11 protein-coding genes are annotated in these 17,336 nt (G+C 39.3%); 9 read left to right on the top strand and 2 right to left on the bottom strand.

Translation table 11 applies throughout. The features are described 5' to 3' along the window. Positions 1 to 721 precede the first annotated feature (721 nt). Together HMPREF0659_RS08150 and HMPREF0659_RS08145 are read right to left on the bottom strand one after the other, a co-directional pair. The gene (locus HMPREF0659_RS08150; RefSeq protein ID WP_044046042.1) at positions 722 to 1,960 is read right to left on the bottom strand and encodes a M56 family metallopeptidase; all 1,239 of its coding nucleotides are present in this window, start codon (positions 1,958 to 1,960) and stop codon (positions 722 to 724) included. A gap of 58 nt (positions 1,961 to 2,018) precedes the next feature. Continuing rightward, complete coding sequence (locus HMPREF0659_RS08145; RefSeq protein ID WP_013265164.1) at positions 2,019 to 2,384, bottom strand: BlaI/MecI/CopY family transcriptional regulator; 366 nt, start codon at positions 2,382 to 2,384, stop codon at positions 2,019 to 2,021. A 310-nt stretch (positions 2,385 to 2,694) separates the two neighbouring features. On the opposite strand from HMPREF0659_RS08145, the gene HMPREF0659_RS08140 reads away from it, so the two are divergent. The 9 genes from HMPREF0659_RS08140 to HMPREF0659_RS08100 all read left to right on the top strand — a co-directional run bounded on the left by HMPREF0659_RS08140 (position 2,695) and on the right by HMPREF0659_RS08100 (position 16,999). After that, a complete protein-coding gene (locus tag HMPREF0659_RS08140; protein ID WP_013265281.1) occupies positions 2,695 to 3,126 on the top strand; it encodes a hypothetical protein in 432 nt (143 codons plus the stop codon). Between the two features lie 118 nt (positions 3,127 to 3,244). Then, positions 3,245 to 5,476 carry a GH92 family glycosyl hydrolase gene (locus HMPREF0659_RS08135; protein WP_013265276.1) on the top strand — a complete coding sequence of 744 codons (2,232 nt, stop codon included), beginning with the start codon at positions 3,245 to 3,247 and terminating at the stop codon, positions 5,474 to 5,476. A gap of 187 nt (positions 5,477 to 5,663) precedes the next feature. Beyond that, positions 5,664 to 6,281 (top strand): hypothetical protein, encoded by a 618-nt coding sequence (locus HMPREF0659_RS08130; protein WP_044046041.1) that lies wholly within the window; start codon positions 5,664 to 5,666, stop codon positions 6,279 to 6,281. Between the two features lie 904 nt (positions 6,282 to 7,185). Then, on the top strand, positions 7,186 to 8,604 hold the full coding sequence (locus HMPREF0659_RS08125; protein ID WP_013265325.1) for a PepSY-associated TM helix domain-containing protein: 1,419 nt from the start codon (positions 7,186 to 7,188) through the stop codon (positions 8,602 to 8,604). Positions 8,605 to 9,011: 407 nt separating this feature from the next. After that, positions 9,012 to 9,599, top strand: coding sequence for a DUF417 family protein (locus HMPREF0659_RS08120; RefSeq protein ID WP_013265472.1), 588 nt, complete (start codon positions 9,012 to 9,014; stop codon positions 9,597 to 9,599). A gap of 447 nt (positions 9,600 to 10,046) precedes the next feature. Then, a complete protein-coding gene (locus HMPREF0659_RS08115; protein ID WP_226893197.1) occupies positions 10,047 to 13,217 on the top strand; it encodes a coiled-coil domain-containing protein in 3,171 nt (1,056 codons plus the stop codon). Positions 13,218 to 13,381: 164 nt separating this feature from the next. Next, positions 13,382 to 14,173, top strand: coding sequence for an acid phosphatase (locus HMPREF0659_RS08110; protein WP_013265727.1), 792 nt, complete (start codon positions 13,382 to 13,384; stop codon positions 14,171 to 14,173). A 152-nt stretch (positions 14,174 to 14,325) separates the two neighbouring features. Beyond that, the gene (locus HMPREF0659_RS08105) at positions 14,326 to 15,486 is read left to right on the top strand and encodes an OprO/OprP family phosphate-selective porin (protein ID WP_013265693.1); all 1,161 of its coding nucleotides are present in this window, start codon (positions 14,326 to 14,328) and stop codon (positions 15,484 to 15,486) included. 223 nt (positions 15,487 to 15,709) lie between these two features. Continuing rightward, a complete protein-coding gene (locus HMPREF0659_RS08100) occupies positions 15,710 to 16,999 on the top strand; it encodes a histidine-type phosphatase (RefSeq protein WP_013265580.1) in 1,290 nt (429 codons plus the stop codon). Positions 17,000 to 17,336: the final 337 nt, after the last annotated feature.

The following is a 17,336-nucleotide window of genomic DNA, read 5'->3' as shown; positions in this document are numbered from 1 at the left end:
CCCTTGTTGATAATCGCATATCACACAAGGGTCTCATCAATTACATACTTGACATTTAGATGTCACTGAGAATTCTCCCAGCTGCTTGTAGATTAAGATAACGTTTACATAGTTAGTTTTAATGTCATCTCCGACATTCAGATACAAAGATATACATTTCTGTTAGAACAACCAAAAATTATCCTATTTTTGTTATATTTTAGTAAAAATATCACATCAAAGCCTCTCTAACTCTTAACTTTCTATATAAAATACAATAATTATTCATTCTATGTATAAATAAACTCTTTTCGTCATTTGAGTATCCTATTTAACTACATCTTACACTGAAATGTGTAATATTCATCATTCGCTATTATTTAAGAATGAAATATAGTCTAAGAAAAATTACACATATTAGCTACCCATTAGACACTTACGAACCTTCTTAATAATAACCACAACGCCTCTCTTTGTTTACTTTTAAGCTACGTGATAATAGTCCGCACATGTCGTGCTGATGCTCCGCACATATGGTGCTGATGGTAAACACCACTGGTGCGAAGTACTAAATACCATGCAATCTATTGTCGATGTGGAACAAACTTATTGTTAGAAGCAAGCATGGGTAACCATCCACACATTTAAGTAAAGAACCAGAAAAAACTGGGACACACAAAATAATGTGCATCCCAGCATTAGAAACCATTTTAGAATACTATAATTTACACCTATATATATTCTACTTCGAACCTAAGGAGAATTTAACAGGTAACGTATACCTTGTAGCAACCTTCTTATTACCATTTATACCAGGATTCCACGCTGGCATCTTTGACACTACACGAAGGGCTTCCTTATCAAGAGAAGGACTAACAGAACGTACAATCTCTGGCTTAATAACCTCACCCTTAGCCGTTATGATAAACCGTACCATAACACGTCCTTGCTCTTTTCTACTTACTGCATCTTTCGGATAACAAAGATTCTTTGATAGCCATTGATATAAATTACCTTTAAATTTAGGCATGACTTCTGTAACTGTAAATACTCGTTCAGACTCTTTCGTTGGCTTCTTTTGAAGTTCAACACTTGCCGTAAGCTTTGTTACATTACGTGCAATAGTCTCGATATTACTTACCGCCAATAGCATTGCAACCAATGGAATATAAAGCGCATACTTAGCTTTTAAAAATCCCTTTGTTTCTTTTTTGTTCATCATCTTGATTCGTTTTTTAATAGGTAAAACATTAAAATTATTTGTTATTGTAGCTACATTCTTCCTATATGTTAGCCCAAGCAGATGGTACTGATACTCTTTATTATCCTTACCATTAGCAAGTACGCTGTTATCAGCAAGATATTCAAGATTTAATCGCACTTCACGTTTGAGCAACCAAACGAAAGGATTAAACCAAAAGATAATACAAAATAGTTCTGAAAAGATTATGTCTATTGAGTGGAATTGCTGACAATGTGTCAATTCATGCATCATTATCTCCTCTATCTCATCGCTCTTATGCCGCTCTGGATTGATGAATATCCAATCAAAGAAGGAGAAAGGACCTTCGTCATCGGTTAACAGATAAACTTCTGTATCAAATATATAAGAACTTTGACTATTGTTCTTTAGCAATATAATAGAAGCCAACTGCCACAAAAAACGTAGTAGTAAGACACAGGCAACAACACTATAGACAATCAACACTATCAACTCCCATAGTAGAACTCCACCACCCTCCGAGGAAATAGACACAGCTGGTAAAACGACTGTTGCATATTCATTGGCAATAGATGTCATCCCTTCGCTGTTGGTTAGCCATGCTGAAAAATCCATTACTGGTACCAATATGGCAACAAGATACATTCCGATAAGCGTAGCCCTACGCCATGAAAAGAAGGTATCTCCTGTGAACATCAACTTATAAAAGCTGAAAAGTAGCATAAGGGCTATATTCAATTTCAATAAATACATTATCATAATCGTCAAAACGTTAAGTTATTGTTGTTGGAGAAAAGAAAAAATACGTATTTATCGGCTACTCCTCTTTCCCCTTTTCAATCTCATTTATAATATCTTTCAGTTCTTCTGGCGAGATGTTATCCTCCTTTGCAAAAAAAGAAACCATTTCACGGAAGGAACTCTTAAAGTACTTATCAACAAAGCCTTTCATGAAGTCTGACTTATACTTCGTCTGTTCTATCCTCGGAACAAAGTGATAAGTCAATCCATGCTGCTGAGCGTTTACATAGCCCTTGCGCTTCAGATTGTTCATGATTGAAGCCACTGTAGTATAAGGAGGTTTAGGATCTTCCAACTTTTGCAGTACATCTTTGATAGTGCAAGTTTTTAAACTCCATACCTGCAACATTATTTCTTCTTCTTGTTTAGTTAGTTTCTCCATAAATTATATATCTAAAAGTTCACGCCACAAAGCTACGAATAATTCGTAAGAAAGTCAAGTGTTAGATAGTAAAATAAAGTTAATTAGATAATATTTCACATTATATTTCAATGTAATACGAAATATTAGTAATAACACATGATAAGTAAAATGTCAGCTTTTACATTAGGTTTACCCTGTAAATAACAAAGTTGTTCCTTTGGAATTATCACCCTCTATTAATAAGAAAGTTATCGTTTTTATTCAACATCTCTTGTCTTTATGCTTGTAAAAGTGTACATTTGTACTTACATATTAAGCGTAAAACAAAATGATTAGAAAACTCTATACCTTCCTTGCTGTGGCTGTCTTTACGTTGAGTGGCTGTAATAAAGGTTCACAAGATAAACCGAAAGCAGACAGTCATGACATTAAAACTATCCCGACAGAGATAACTGACAATGGCGATCAGGCTGTTAAGAATGCAAACAAAAGGGATGCTGGCTTCATCAGTAACAGAGTAAACGAGGTTACACTCACGATTCCTTGTTTGGGAGTTGTCAACATGGACAACCTTGACCTACTGCCCCCTCCTAACGAGATAAGCAAGAAGGATTCTACCATCATTAAACAACTGAATAATGGAGAGGTATTCCTATTACAGCCAGGAACTAAAGGTATCATGCTAACGGACGCAGGCTCAAAGCTATTAGTTCGCTTCCAAATGGGCGAATTATGGGTTTGGAAATCAGCTACGAAATAAGTACGTCCATTCTATCGGGTCTCAATAGAAATCCGTTACTACTTCCTATCATTAGCTAAGCCTAACTATCAGGCTAACTCTTAACCTAAAATATACAAATAAATCACCTTATCAAAAGATGAAAAGAAGCCTTTTTCTTGTTTTCTTATTGCTGACATTTATAGCTCATCTATATGCTATCACAGTAAACAACCCTGTTGATTACGTAAGTACTTTAGTGGGTTCAGCCTCAAAACCAGAACTTTCAACGGGTAACACCTACCCCGCTATAGCCCTACCATGGGGCATGAACTTTTGGACTCCACAGACAGGAAAGATGGGAGATGGCTGGACTTACACCTACGGAGCCGATAAGATTCGCGGAATCAAGCAAACACATCAACCAAGTCCATGGATTAACGACTACGGACAGTTCTCTGTCATGCCCGTCGTAGGTAAGAAACTCTTTGACGAGGAAGGACGTGCCAGCTGGTTTTCACACAAAGCTGAGACTGCTACTCCTTATTACTATAAGGTTTATTTAGCTGACCACGACGTCACAGTAGAGGTGAGTCCTACCAGTCGTGCTGCTGTAATGCGTATCACCTATCCACAAACAAAAGAAGCTTATTTTGTTGTAGACGCCTTTGACAAGGGTTCTTCCGTAACCATTATGCCTGACAAACGTACTATCGTGGGCTATACAACCAAGAATAGCGGTGGTGTACCAGCAAACTTCAAGAACTATTTTGTGCTGCGCTTCGACCATAATTTCTCTTTCGTTGGCAGTATCGAAGATGGGAAACTATCAGAGGGCAAGACTTCTGCAACCAGCAATCATGCCATGGCTGTTGTCGGATTCCACACCAAACGAGGCGAACAAGTTAATATACAGGTAGCCTCATCGTTTATTAGTGACGAACAGGCATTGCGCAATCTCAAGGAAGTGGAGGGCAAGACATTCGACGAGGTGAAGTCAGAAGGTAGAAAAGAATGGAACAATATCTTAGGACGTATAGAAGTGGAGGACGATAATATCGACCATCTTCGCACTTTCTATAGTTGCCTCTATCGCTCCGTACTTTTCCCACGTTCGTTCTATGAGTTTGATGAACAGGGTAATCCTATCCATTATAGTCCTTATAATGGCAAAGTACTACCAGGCTATCTCTTTACTGACACAGGTTTCTGGGACACCTTCCGTTCGCTCTTTCCATTGCTCAACCTTGTCTATCCATCAATGAATGAGAAGATGCAAGCAGGCTTAGTCAATGCCTATAAGGAGAGTGGATTCCTTCCAGAGTGGGCAAGTCCGGGGCATCGTGATTGTATGGTGGGCAACAACTCGGCTTCGGTCGTTGCTGATGCTTACATCAAGGGATTGCGTGGCTACGATATAGAAACACTTTGGGAAGCTGTTGTGCATGGTGCTAATGCTGTTCACCCAACCGTTAGCTCTACTGGACGTAAAGGCTTTGACTATTATAATCGCTTAGGTTACGTACCCTATAACGTGGGAATCAACGAGAGTGTTGCCCGTACCTTAGAGTATGCCTACGATGACTGGTGTATCTATCAGTTAGGATTAAAACTCGGAAAGAGTGCTAAAGAGCTCAAACCTTTCAAACTCCGAGCAATGAACTATCAGAAGGTTTTCGACAAGGAAACGGGTCTGATGCGTGGACGTAATGAGGATGGTAGCTTCCAATCGCCATTTAATCCTTTCAAATGGGGTGATGCCTTCACGGAAGGAAACAGCTGGCATTACACGTGGAGTGTATTCCATGACCCTGCTGGGCTGGCAAAGCTGATGGGAGGATACGATAAGTTTAATGCAATGTTAGACAGTGTATTCCAACTTCCTCCTATCTTTGACGATAGCTATTACGGCTTTACAATTCACGAAATACGTGAAATGCAAATCATGAACATGGGTAATTACGCACATGGTAACCAACCTATCCAGCACATGATTTACCTCTATGACTACAGCAGACAGCCTTGGAAGGCACAGTATTGGGTGCGTGAGGTGATGGACCGACTCTATACCGCGCAGCCTGATGGCTATTGTGGCGACGAAGATAATGGTCAGACATCAGCTTGGTATGTCTTCTCTGCTCTCGGCTTCTACCCTGTTTGTCCTGGCAGTACACAATATATGATTGGTACCCCCTACTTTCGTAAAGTCAAGATACAGTTGGAGAATGGTAAGACTGTCACAATTCGGGCTGAAAAGAATAACAAAGACTATCGCTTCATTCAGCATATTACAATGAATGAGCAGCCTTATCCACATTATTATCTTGAGCATGAACAGCTGTTATCAGGTCCTATAATCGACTTCACAATGGGCAATAAACCTGCGAAATAGGAAGCTATCACATCCCCCTTTGCACTCAATTAACAGATTTTGTTTCTATTTGAACAAATCTGTTAATTAAGAGGCAGTATGTTAATGAGTTCTATAAAATCATTTAAAACGGTATAAATACTTCCCTGCTATTATAATTTCTTTACGTATATTTGCAACATATTAATCCAAAAATGAATATATAACAATGAAGAAAAACTTTTTTTCTAACCACGCTTTATGTGCTGGTTTAGTATTAGTTGGACTGTTTACATTTTCCAGTTCATACGCTGCAAACAATGAAGTAAAGGATAATAACAACGTAGTAGCTGCTGCACCTACAACCAACTCTAAGATTGTTGGTACCTGGGAGCTTACAAATAAGGGTAGCTATGCCATTGTGCGCAATCCAAGAACACATAAGGAATATAAGGTAGGTTTCACGATTGACAGATATGACGACTATAAGTTCCTCCCTGTTGACTTCGCTACAGGTGAGCCTGTTAATCTTCGAACGCTTGTTGGTCACGATGATAACGACCTCGATGATGAGTTGCACCGTTTCGATTTCTACCATGATGGAACCATGAGCGTTATAGAAAGAGAAGACAATGGCAGATGGAAGCGTGATGACGATATCGGTGTTTATGGTTTCCGCCGTGATGGTTTCTTTATGAAGATAGACGGTAAGATGCGCAAGAACCTCCAAATTAGATTCTTGAACAACAATGAGTTTGAGCTAACTCAGACCAAATTCAATGACAGCGACTTGAGAAGAGTAGTCGTTAAGAAGGTTATGAGATATGTTCGTGTTACAAGAAAGTAAGACATAACAAACTGAAACTTATAATATACACCCCAATTAAAAGTAGCTTGAACTTATATAAAGCTCTGTTAATTGGGGTTTCTTTTTTTGTTCTTCAAGATAAGGAGTGATAAAGTAACCCCCTATTACATAATAAATCACACGAAGAAATAAAGCAGACGAAGTTAAAAGTAACACCCGAAAACACCCCTGTAGGCAACATATTTTAGTCTAAAAGGCAAAGAAATATATTGACAAAAAGATTAAAGAAAAGGTAGGAAAATGGATTAAAAGTGACTTATTTCATCACCTTTGCAAGTTATTTGCTATCAAGTAGTTGCAAATTAAGATTTCAAAAGGTGCTTAATAAGGCTTCAAAAGGGCGTTAGTAAGAGGCTTAAAGAGCATCTTTTAGAAGCCTAAAGGGCGTTAATTGCAAGCCATTTTATGGTCTTTATAAAATCAGTTTATGAAAAATTAGGACAAAGAGCGGTACTCGGAAACTTGAAATGGTTAGGTTTTCTTTTGCATTTAGAATCTTAACAAATATCACACAGAGAAAAGGAGATAACTGAGAATTGTCAAAACAAAGCGATAGAAGTTACCGAAGCAACGTCGATACTTGAAACAACGGAGGTTGTTTGCGAGTTTTTATGTACAAAGCATGAATTTCTATAAGGTATCAAGAATCTGTACGCATCACCTCTGTCTCTCTTTAAGCCATCACCAACTCCATGATTTTGAGTTTAGATCCTTCCGCTCTATTTCTCCGTGTGACTTATTACGTAATAGCTTCACTTTACTACTCCAACTTCTGGAAGAACCAAAAATATAGCTCAAAAAGCCCCGAAATACAGTTTTTTTGTGTAAGTTTGTACAGCATTTTAAAACTGAGTTAAAAATAACATAACACAAACAACAAAATATGAAACGTAAGACATGGGTTAAAAACCATAAGTGGATTGGCATCATCATAACATTCTTCTTAGTAATGTTCTGCCTTTCAGGTATTGTCCTCAATCATCGTCAACTCTTTTCTGATATTAATGTAAGCCGTGGAATATTGCCTGGTCAGTATAAATTCAACCAATGGAACAACGGATTACTACGTGGAACATTACGCTACAAAGATAATAAAAACAAAGATAAAGTGTTCATATATGGCGCAGCGGGTGTCATTCAAACTGATACAACTGCTTCTCACTTCACCGAATATAACCAAGGTCTACCTGCTGGTGCTGACTATCGACAGATGCGAGGAATGGCTAAAACCCCACAAAATGACCTGTTTGCGGTTAGCGTCATGGACTTATATAAACTGGGGAAGAACGCATCTTGGCAAAAAATTGATTTACCAAAGGAAGAGGATGACGAACTATTGACAGACATCACCACCCATGGTGACACGCTCATCGTTCTTTCTCGTTCTCATCTCTACTATGCTACAGCCCCTTATAAGAAATTTACTTGTCTCACACTACAAGCTGGTGAGGGGAATGAGGGGAAGGTATCACTGTTCCGTCAAATATGGTTATTGCATAGCGGTGCACTGTTTGGAATCGTAGGAAAGCTCATTGTAGACGGAATTGGAGTCGTCTTAATTATCCTTTGTGTGACAGGTATATGGTATTGGATTCGTCGTAAAACAGTATCAATGGTCGTTTGGCATACAAAGATTGGGCATTACACATTCGTCTTGACGCTATTTATCGCAATAACGGGATGGGCATTACGTCCTCCACTGATGATTCTCCTCGCCACAAACAATACGAAACCATTGCCTGGCACGACTTTAGACAATGATAATCCTTGGAATGATAAACTAAGAATGATTCGATATGATGAGCAAGCTCACGACTGGCTCATCTCGACTTCGGAAGGTTTCTACTCTCTTAAGAATCTCTCTTCCAAGCCAACACCTATCACCACAGCACCCCCAGTGAGTGTTATGGGTCAAAATGTTTGGCAACATGCAGACAACAAATCATGGATAGTAGGCTCCTTCGATGGTCTATTCTACTGGGATCGTAAGAATAACGTCGTACTTTACTACAATGATGCTATGGTCTCTACTCCCCGCATACCGGGCACTGCACCAGACGAACAGACAATCTCTGGCTATAGTTCTGATTTCACAAACAAGGAATGTATAGCCACCTATTTCCAAGGTTCATCCTTCGCAAAACAGCCAGAAGAATTGAAAGATAAGCCCATGTCGCTTTGGAGTCTTTCCTTAGAGGTACACACAGGTAGAATCTATGCCGGTGCATTAGGCTCCTTCCTCTTCATTTTCGTCATCGGCATCCTCATCATCTTCACCCTTGTGTCTGGTAAAAAGGCGTAGGGTTGGAATTTATCCGTAGTAACTTGGAGTGTACTGGAGAGTTTTAGTATTTGCCATATTCATGTATTGCAAATAGTCTTCAGCACTCTTATGAATTAATTTACAAATTACATCATTTTAAATAATGCTGTAACGTACATATAATTTCCCTATACAACGCTTTTAGACTCTACCACAAACATGGTATTTTTTCAGATAAATAGGTCTTTTGAAGCATTATTTGAAATAAATACAATATAATTCTTTGTGGTTTGAAGATTAATATATATCTTTGCCGACAAATCCAAATAATAGGGATAAAATAGATTAAAGAAATAGGATAAAACTAAACTTAATCTATAAATTGCGGGATAATTCCACAAGCACAAAGTATAAAATCAAAACATAAAGTCAATAAAAAACAGATTATGAATAAAGTAAAATTATTATTAGATTTCGTTCTTAATACCGCGGCATCGCTGAAGGGTACAGGTATTCATTTGATACGTATAGCCATCTTTATCATCTTCGTATGGATTGGTGGTTTGAAGTTCTGGAACTATGAGGCAGAGGGTATTGTACCTTTCGTTGCTAACAGTCCGTTTATGAGCTTCTTCTATACAAAGCAAGCACCTGAATATAAGGATTATAAACTCAAAGAGGGTGAGTTTGATAAGGTTAAGCATGACTGGCATGAGGCAAACAACACTTATACATTCTCACACGGCTTGGGTATTGCAATCATGTCATTTGGTATCTTGACATTATTGGGTATATGGTTCCCAAAGGTTGGTTTTGTAGGCTCTGGATTGGTCATTATCATGACATTCGGAACACTATCCTTCCTTGTCACGACACCTGAAGTTTGGGTTCCAGACTTAGGTAGTGGTGAACATGGATTCCCGCTACTAACTGGTGCAGGTCGACTTGTCATCAAGGACGTATGTATTTTAGCAGGTGCCGTAGTTGTATTAGCAGACTGTGCACAGCGAATCTTGAAGAATAATAAGAGGTAAACGATTATAAGAAAAGGGGATGCTCAGTACATTCCCTTTTCTTTTTTATGTATATAAAGAGTAACACAGCCTTTAATCATCTGGAAGATACACATTCATTATAGTGCTTTAATCCAAATCAATCGTTGATATTACAAGGCTATTCAGCCTCAACACCATTGGTGTTTACCCTTAGCACATTATGTGCGGACCATCAACACGACATGTGCGAAGCATCAATACGTTGGTTGGAGATGATAAGAGAAGGAGGCATTATACTCATTATAAGACACGAAAAGGCGTTAATAAAAAACTCTTCCGAAAGCACGAAAGATTATTAAGCAAGCATACTCTATGATAAAACACACTGAGAAACACATCGGAAGCATAACTTTTCCACAAAGTAAATAAGATATCCTGTTACTATCTCAGAGTATTTCGTTATCTTTGCAGACAAAGTAGAATCTAATGACTACAAGATATAACATAGGGATAAAGAAGCATTTTCTTAGTAGCTGCCTTTGCTTGATACTATTATTTATCATCACAAGCTGCAAGGAAACAACTACTTCACGATCGTTATCTGAGCGGGAATTTCACTATGATGACCGCTTGTCAACACTGTCTATAGATAAAAAAGGATACTGGATAGGCGGTGAGACGGGTGTTATATGGCATGTTGACGGACAAGACAGAAAGCGTTTTTACACTGGACTTGACCGCATCTATGACATTGAACGCGACCCCAACCAGTCTGATCAGATATGGATAGCATCACGTAATGCCGGTTTACAGTTATGGAACATAGCTGCCGACACACTTGTCCACAAGGCGACCTTTGAGATTCCAAGCAAAGGCAGCCGATACTCTCCATATAATATTGATATAGCAGACGGCACGCTCTTTGTTGCCACCTCTCAAGGACTTTTCTCTATGCCGCTTAATCAACAGCAGCAAGGATTAAAGCCCCTTTACCCTATTCATAAAGAAAAGACAGGTCAGTATTATGAACCTTTCTTAGTAAATAATCTCTGTCATGTTGGAAATAACTGGCTTTTTGCAGCAACACAAGCTGGTGTTATAAGCATAAACCTCCAAAGGAAGAAGACAGAACTGCGTCATAAAGGGGAGAATATACGTAGTGTTGCTATTTATGATGGCAAACTTTATATCCTATCTGATAATCAGCTGACTATTGAAGGCTTCAATGGAGCTGATAGTAAGACCTTTTCGCTTCCTCAATCGGTTTTGTCCTTTTATAAAGCAAGTTCAACTTACTATTTTATTACTTCGTCCAGCATTCTTTTATCAGACAATTTAAAGCGTTTTGTTACTATTCCATTACGTAACAATATTCCAGACAATCCGCATCAGATATCCATTGCAGACGATGGCAATGGCTTTTCCGTACTACTGACAAAGAATGCAGTATGGCGTATTCCACACCATCTCGGCTTCTTTAACGCTAATCCTCCAGTCGTTACGGCATGTCTTTCCGACAAATCCCTTATCTATGTTAATAACCAACATGAACTATTCTGCCAGAAAGCAGGTGAACAGATAGCAAAGAAGATATACGACTTTGACAATGATGAGTTGCCAAAGGAGATGTATGCCAATGGTGAGGACATTTATTACTATAATGCTAATAATCAGCTATTCAGACTGAATCTTGGTAATCATTACCTGATTAATCAGCTCTTTAAGCGTCCACAACTGTTGGCGCAAACCAAGACACGTATCACCTCTATGGCATTTCTGCCAAAACAAAGCAAGATACTCCTTGGCGTGCAAGACTATCTATTATCCATTGATACCCAAAATGGTAAGACAGATACGATAAAGGCAATGAATAACAGATATATAACAGCTTTTCATCAAGTAGAAAACGGTGAAGGGATATATATTGCCACACTCAATCATGGTGTGTTCTTTGGAAAGCATGGACAGATAAAACAAGTTGCAGGAACACATGATAAAGTATTTATCAGTAGTCTACTGACATACGATGAGCAGAAACCTCATCTCCTATTGCTCACCAATCATCATCTACTGATTCAAGGTTCTGACTCTATTCAGACAGATGGAAGCTGTAGAATGTTCTGTATCAATGATAGTGTTGTCTATACGATACCAGAAACAGGCATCCATAAATATATCATAAAAAAGGGACAACTGATTGATTGTGGTAGTTACTTTGCAGACATCCACTTCAATGCTCAGGCAGGTGTTATCCTTGACAATACCCTATATATAGGCTCCGACCTCGGTGTTTTGCAGTTAATTCCAGGGAAGGAAGAGGTGGCTAAATGGGTAACCTTTGATAACAAAGTGCCGAGTTTACAACTTATTGGTATCATTCTCTTTACCCTGATCTGCGTCCTTGGTATTATCTTCATTAGTTATCGTAGGCATCAGATATTAACTTATCGCCAACTTCAGATGAGTAAAGACGACCTGCACCAACGTCTGGAAGCTTTAGAATCCTTAAAAGACAAGCTGACAGAGGCAGAACGCAATACGCTCGATAGTATTAATAATGAGATTGATAGCATTAATATCAGTTCACAAAGTCTGCGTAATAACAACGAACAGTTTGCGAGGCTATCAGCACGAATAGCCCGACTAAACCGTGACACAGCCCTTCAGATGGTGAAATATCTGAATGAGCAAATAGCTCGAATCCAGCAATTTGAGGTCTATGAACGTGACTCTATGGTGCATGAATCAGAAGAAGCACGCAATACAGACAATATAGAAGTTATCATTGAGCAATGCCGAAGGAATGAAGTATGGCTCAATCATATCCAAGAACTTAAAGAACGACTCAATAAATTCCATCGTTCTACTCAAGACACACTCGTGCTAAAAGGACTGAATGATGGTATGAAAGAGCGTCTTCACCATATTCTTAATGAATCAAAACAACATCCTGTGGCAGAAGTTTATTCTGATTTCATTGCCGTTAAGCATCAATACGAGAACATCTTCACACAGGATGGCTTGAAGATTATTCGTAACTATATATCTGATAGTATCAAACAACTGAAAGAGTTAGAAGGTTATGAGATAATGACTAAGGCGTTATCTGACGAATTACAATCGATAGAAAACGACATTGATAATCGCGACCGCATAGTACTCCTTCGCTTGTTACAGACGATTGATAATCGCATCAACCAAATTAAACATTTGAAGACACTACAAAAACTGATGCAAGATTATACCGCTGTACACGAGAATGTTGTGCAAGAGAATGAGGAAAGACGCATGAAAAAGTTTAACTCAAAACTCTTTGCTGACATCGACTCTGCTACACGTGACATCACTGACCAAATAGCAGAGGTGTCAGACGAGTTCTTCAAGAGTTTTACCATGACAGATAAAGAAGTCTGCAAAGAGATATTCCACTTCACTGCAGCCAACAGTCAGCAGGTACGAGTCTTGATTTTACTCCTTGCAATGCCACGAGTAAAGCGCACACTCCTACCAGGAATGTTAGGTATCTATGGCAACTTAAATCCTGTTGTCAGTCGTCTTTATCATAGTAAGATCGGTGATAACAATGCAATTCTTACTGCCTATTGCAAAGAGAATCCATCCAGTATCGTCTATTATATTTTAAAATTATCAGAATAAGAGTAACAACTGATAATCAATATATTAACAATAGTTGCATTCGTTTATTTTATCTAAAAAACGAGATGCAACTATTTTGTTTATAACATTTCTTCTACCTTTGTAGCAACATATTACTATTGTATTTTAATTAAACCATTTTATAAATTTAAAACTCTACCAAAATGACAAAGAAGACCTTAGTTGTTGGTTTGCTGGCAATGTTCTCAGTAACCACTTTCGCACAGACAGCGGCAAAGAAGATTAAAGACGTCCGTACACAACCAGACCTCTATTATCTTCAGGATGGACAGCAAGCAAGCTCACTCGAACTTCTTCCAGCACCTCCACAGCCAGGTAGTATTCAGTTTCTTTATGACGAAGCGCAGTACCAATGGGGTAAGATGCAGCGCAATACTCCTCGTGGTGATCAGGCAGCAGCTGATGCACGTGTAGGTGGTGACGGTGTTCCAAACGCTTTCTCTGAGGCTTTCGGTATTAAGATTAGCAAGGAGACAACTCCAGAGATTTATAAACTTGTTTTGAATATGCGTGAAGATGCAGGTGATTTGGCTACACGTAGCGCTAAGGATCACTACATGCGTGTTCGCCCATTTGCTTTCTATAACGAGATGACTTGTAACCCAGAGCAGCAGCAAGAGCTGTCAACTAATGGTTCTTATCCATCAGGTCACACTGCAATCGGCTGGGCTACCGCTCTTGTTCTGTCAGAGATTAACGTTGATCGTCAGAATGAAATCCTTGAGCGTGGCTATCAAATGGGACAGAGCCGTGTAATCTGTGGTTACCACTGGCAGAGCGATGTAGATGCTGCCCGTATCATTAGTGCAGCCGTTGTAGCACGTCTTCATGCAGAACCAGCGTTCCAGGAGCAGTTGGCAAAGGCAAAGAAAGAGTTTGCTAAGCTAAAGAAGGAAGGCAAGATTGCTAAGAGTACATTTAAGACAGCAAACTAAGTCTTACGAAATATAAGGTGTCATAGGAGTTAAGCCAGTAGGTTTACATTAACTTTTTAGTTGATGGCTTAACTCCTCTTTGACTCTTTCTTATAGCTCTAACTCTTAGTTAGAAACCTAATTTATAGAAGATTGATAATAAAAATACCTTTATGAAAAGAATTATCCTTATTACTACCTGTGCATTGATGACTTGTGCAAGTGCCTTTGCTCAGGAAGAAGCAGAACCAAAGTTGGTCGTAAAACCAACAGGTCGTATCCTTATGGATGCAGGTGTTATGCACTCAACAGATGAGACACTTGATAACCAGCTCAATGATGGTGTTGCTATTCCAGACGTACGTATGGGCGTAAGTGCCACATATGGTAAGTGGAAAGCAAAGGTTGACGTTGGTTATGCACGTCAAAGTCTTTCATTAAAAGACATTAGTCTCGATTATAATTTCAACAAAGAGAACTTGATTCGTATGGGTTACTTCGTACACCAGTTTGGTTTACAGAGTGGTACATCATCAAGTTTCAAGGTTTCAATGGAAGAGCCATTGGCTAACCAGGCATTCTTCAACAGCCGTCTGATTGGTGCGATGTATGTTCATGCTGGCGAGAAGTTCCATGCTACTGCATCAGTATTTGCTGAGAATGACGCGATGAAGATGACAACCGACAAGCTCGGCAACGAGGCATGGGGTGCAATGACACGATTGGTATGGCGCCCATTGACTGAGCGTGGTAAGATTTTCCACATCGGTATCAGTGGTGCATATGAGTCTCCACGTTACAACAAGACAGCTGCTCTCAGCCATAAGTCTTACACCTTGAGAGCTCCTTTCCCAACACGTATAGCAAGTGTTGCAGCACAGGAGGCTACAATCTCAGACGCTAAAGCACTGTGGAAGTTCTCTCCAGAAATGAACTTTGCTATTGGCAACTTCGGTTTCGAGGCACAATACTTCTACGTAGGCATCAAGCGCGACAATGCTATGCCAAACTATAACGCATGGGGTGCATATAGCAATGTACGCTACCTCCTCAAGGGTCAGGGCTATACTTATACCAAGGCTGATGCGGGTATTGCTACTCCAGACCCAGGTTCTTTGGAGCTTGTTGCAGCTTACAACTACTCTACCTTGACTGATAAGGATGCCAATATCTTTGGTGGTAAGGTAAACGATTGGTCATTGACCTTCAACTACTACCTTAATAAGTATATGATTTGGCGTGTTCGTGGTTCTATCACTCGCGCAACAGATAACGCTGCATTCAACAACAACACATTCTCTATCCTTGAGACACGTTTGCAAATTAAATTCTAAACTAATTCAGAATTCATAATCCATAATTCATAATTATGATTACCATTATAATTCAGAATTCATAATCCATAATTCATAATTATGATTACTTCAGATGTTTATGAAGGAAGAGTATTAACATTTACTATATATAGATATGTTCACCCTGCCTTTACAACAAACAATGGTAATCATAATTATGAATTCTGAATTATAAATTATGAATTTTAAAAGCCCTACTACAATGAGAAAACTTAATTCACTCTTACTCCTTTTAATACTGACAATCATTTGTCCAGCATTAGCACAGGCACAGCTTCAGCGTTCTGAGGCGTTCAAAGGAAAATACAAACTAAAGGAAGTTGTTATTCTCTCTCGTCATAACATCCGCTCACCACTATCAACCAATGGTTCTGCACTGAGCAAGATGACTCCACACGAGTGGACAAATTGGTCATCTGCAGCCAGCGAACTGACACTCAGAGGTGGTGTACTTGAAACCGAGATGGGACAGTTCTTCCGCAAATGGACTATCGAAACGGGATTGTTTAAGGATAACTATGTTCCAACAATTGACGAAGTAAATGTCTATGCCAACTCTATGCAGCGTTGTATCGCTACTGCACAATACTTCTCTGGTGGCTTCATGCCAGTGGCTAACCTACGTGTGAACCACCGCTATGTACCATCTAAGATGGACCCAATCTTCTTCCCTCGTCTTACAAAGAGTACTGAGGCTTTCCGCACTGAGGCTATGAAGCAAATCAATGCTATGGGTGGTAAGGAAGGGCTTGTTGGTATCAACAAAAGTCTAAAGGAGAGCTACGACCTCATTGCTAAGGTCTTAGACATAAAGCAAAGTGAGTATTATAAGAAAGGAGAAATAAAAGACTTCGTTAATAACGATACACAAATTACGCTTGAACTCAACCAAGAGCCAGGAATGAAGGGTTCGTTGAAGAATGCTAACTCTGCTTCTGACGCCTTTATCCTCCAGTATTATGAGGAGCCAGATGGCATGAAAGCTGCCTTTGGTCATAAACTCACAACTGAGGATTGGACTAAGATTGCTAAGGTAAAAGACGTGTATGGCGACGTACTTTTCACTGCTCCGATCGTTGCTGTTAACGTGGCTCACCCACTTTTGCAGTATATGTATGACGAACTGAACGACAAAGATCGTAAGTTTACATTCCTCTGTGGTCATGACTCAAACATTGCAAGTGTTGATGCTGCCCTTGGTGTTGAGGACTATTCACTTCCTAACTCTATCGAGAAGAAGACTCCTATCGGTTCAAAACTTGTCTTAGAGAAGTGGGTCGACGCTGCTGGTAAAGCTTATATAGCCGTAAACCTTGTTTATCAGAGTACAGACCAACTTAAGCAGATGTCCCTACTCGACCTGCAGCATGCTCCACAAGTATTCTCCTTAAAGTTGAAGGGTCTCAATCAGAATACTGACGGTCTTTATACTTTCGAGGATGTCAATGCACGTTTCCTTCAGGCTATTCGCGCATACGATGATATTAAGTAAGTGGACGAGTTGACAAGTGGACAAGTAGACGAGTTGCTTGTGAGAAAGATAGAAAAAAGGAAATGAGAATTTAACAAGCAACTTTCCTACTCTTAAACTCGTCTATCAAGCAGCTTATATCCCATCTTCTACTTCGCTATTGTTGCTCCGCACGCCTTGTGCTGTTGGTTAGCACCACTCGTGCGAAGCATTAGCACCACATGTGCGGAGCCTCAACACCTATCCTATTAAGGACAGAATAATGAAGAAGTGAACAAGTTTACTGTATAAAAAAGACAAAATAACAAAGTAAACAAGTAGATAGGTGAACCAGTTGCTTGTGTAAAAGATAAAAAAA

The organism is Prevotella melaninogenica ATCC 25845 (assembly GCF_000144405.1).
Classification (GTDB): Bacteria; Bacteroidota; Bacteroidia; order Bacteroidales; family Bacteroidaceae; genus Prevotella; species Prevotella melaninogenica.
This window is presented reverse-complemented; position numbering and strand designations above follow the sequence as displayed.

Bases quoted from the DNA above. Each gene is read 5' to 3' on its own strand.
- HMPREF0659_RS08100 (WP_013265580.1), top strand. From the start codon at position 15,710: ATGAGAAAACTTAATTCACTCTTACTCCTTTTAATACTGACAATCATT.
- HMPREF0659_RS08130 (WP_044046041.1), top strand. From the start codon at position 5,664: ATGAAGAAAAACTTTTTTTCTAACCACGCTTTATGTGCTGGTTTAGTA.
- HMPREF0659_RS08140 (WP_013265281.1), top strand. From the start codon at position 2,695: ATGATTAGAAAACTCTATACCTTCCTTGCTGTGGCTGTCTTTACGTTG.
- HMPREF0659_RS08115 (WP_226893197.1), top strand. From the start codon at position 10,047: ATGACTACAAGATATAACATAGGGATAAAGAAGCATTTTCTTAGTAGC.
- HMPREF0659_RS08150 (WP_044046042.1), bottom strand. From the start codon at position 1,960: ATGATAATGTATTTATTGAAATTGAATATAGCCCTTATGCTACTTTTC.
- HMPREF0659_RS08110 (WP_013265727.1), top strand. From the start codon at position 13,382: ATGACAAAGAAGACCTTAGTTGTTGGTTTGCTGGCAATGTTCTCAGTA.
- HMPREF0659_RS08135 (WP_013265276.1), top strand. From the start codon at position 3,245: ATGAAAAGAAGCCTTTTTCTTGTTTTCTTATTGCTGACATTTATAGCT.
- HMPREF0659_RS08120 (WP_013265472.1), top strand. From the start codon at position 9,012: ATGAATAAAGTAAAATTATTATTAGATTTCGTTCTTAATACCGCGGCA.
- HMPREF0659_RS08105 (WP_013265693.1), top strand. From the start codon at position 14,326: ATGAAAAGAATTATCCTTATTACTACCTGTGCATTGATGACTTGTGCA.
- HMPREF0659_RS08145 (WP_013265164.1), bottom strand. From the start codon at position 2,384: ATGGAGAAACTAACTAAACAAGAAGAAGAAATAATGTTGCAGGTATGG.
- HMPREF0659_RS08125 (WP_013265325.1), top strand. From the start codon at position 7,186: ATGAAACGTAAGACATGGGTTAAAAACCATAAGTGGATTGGCATCATC.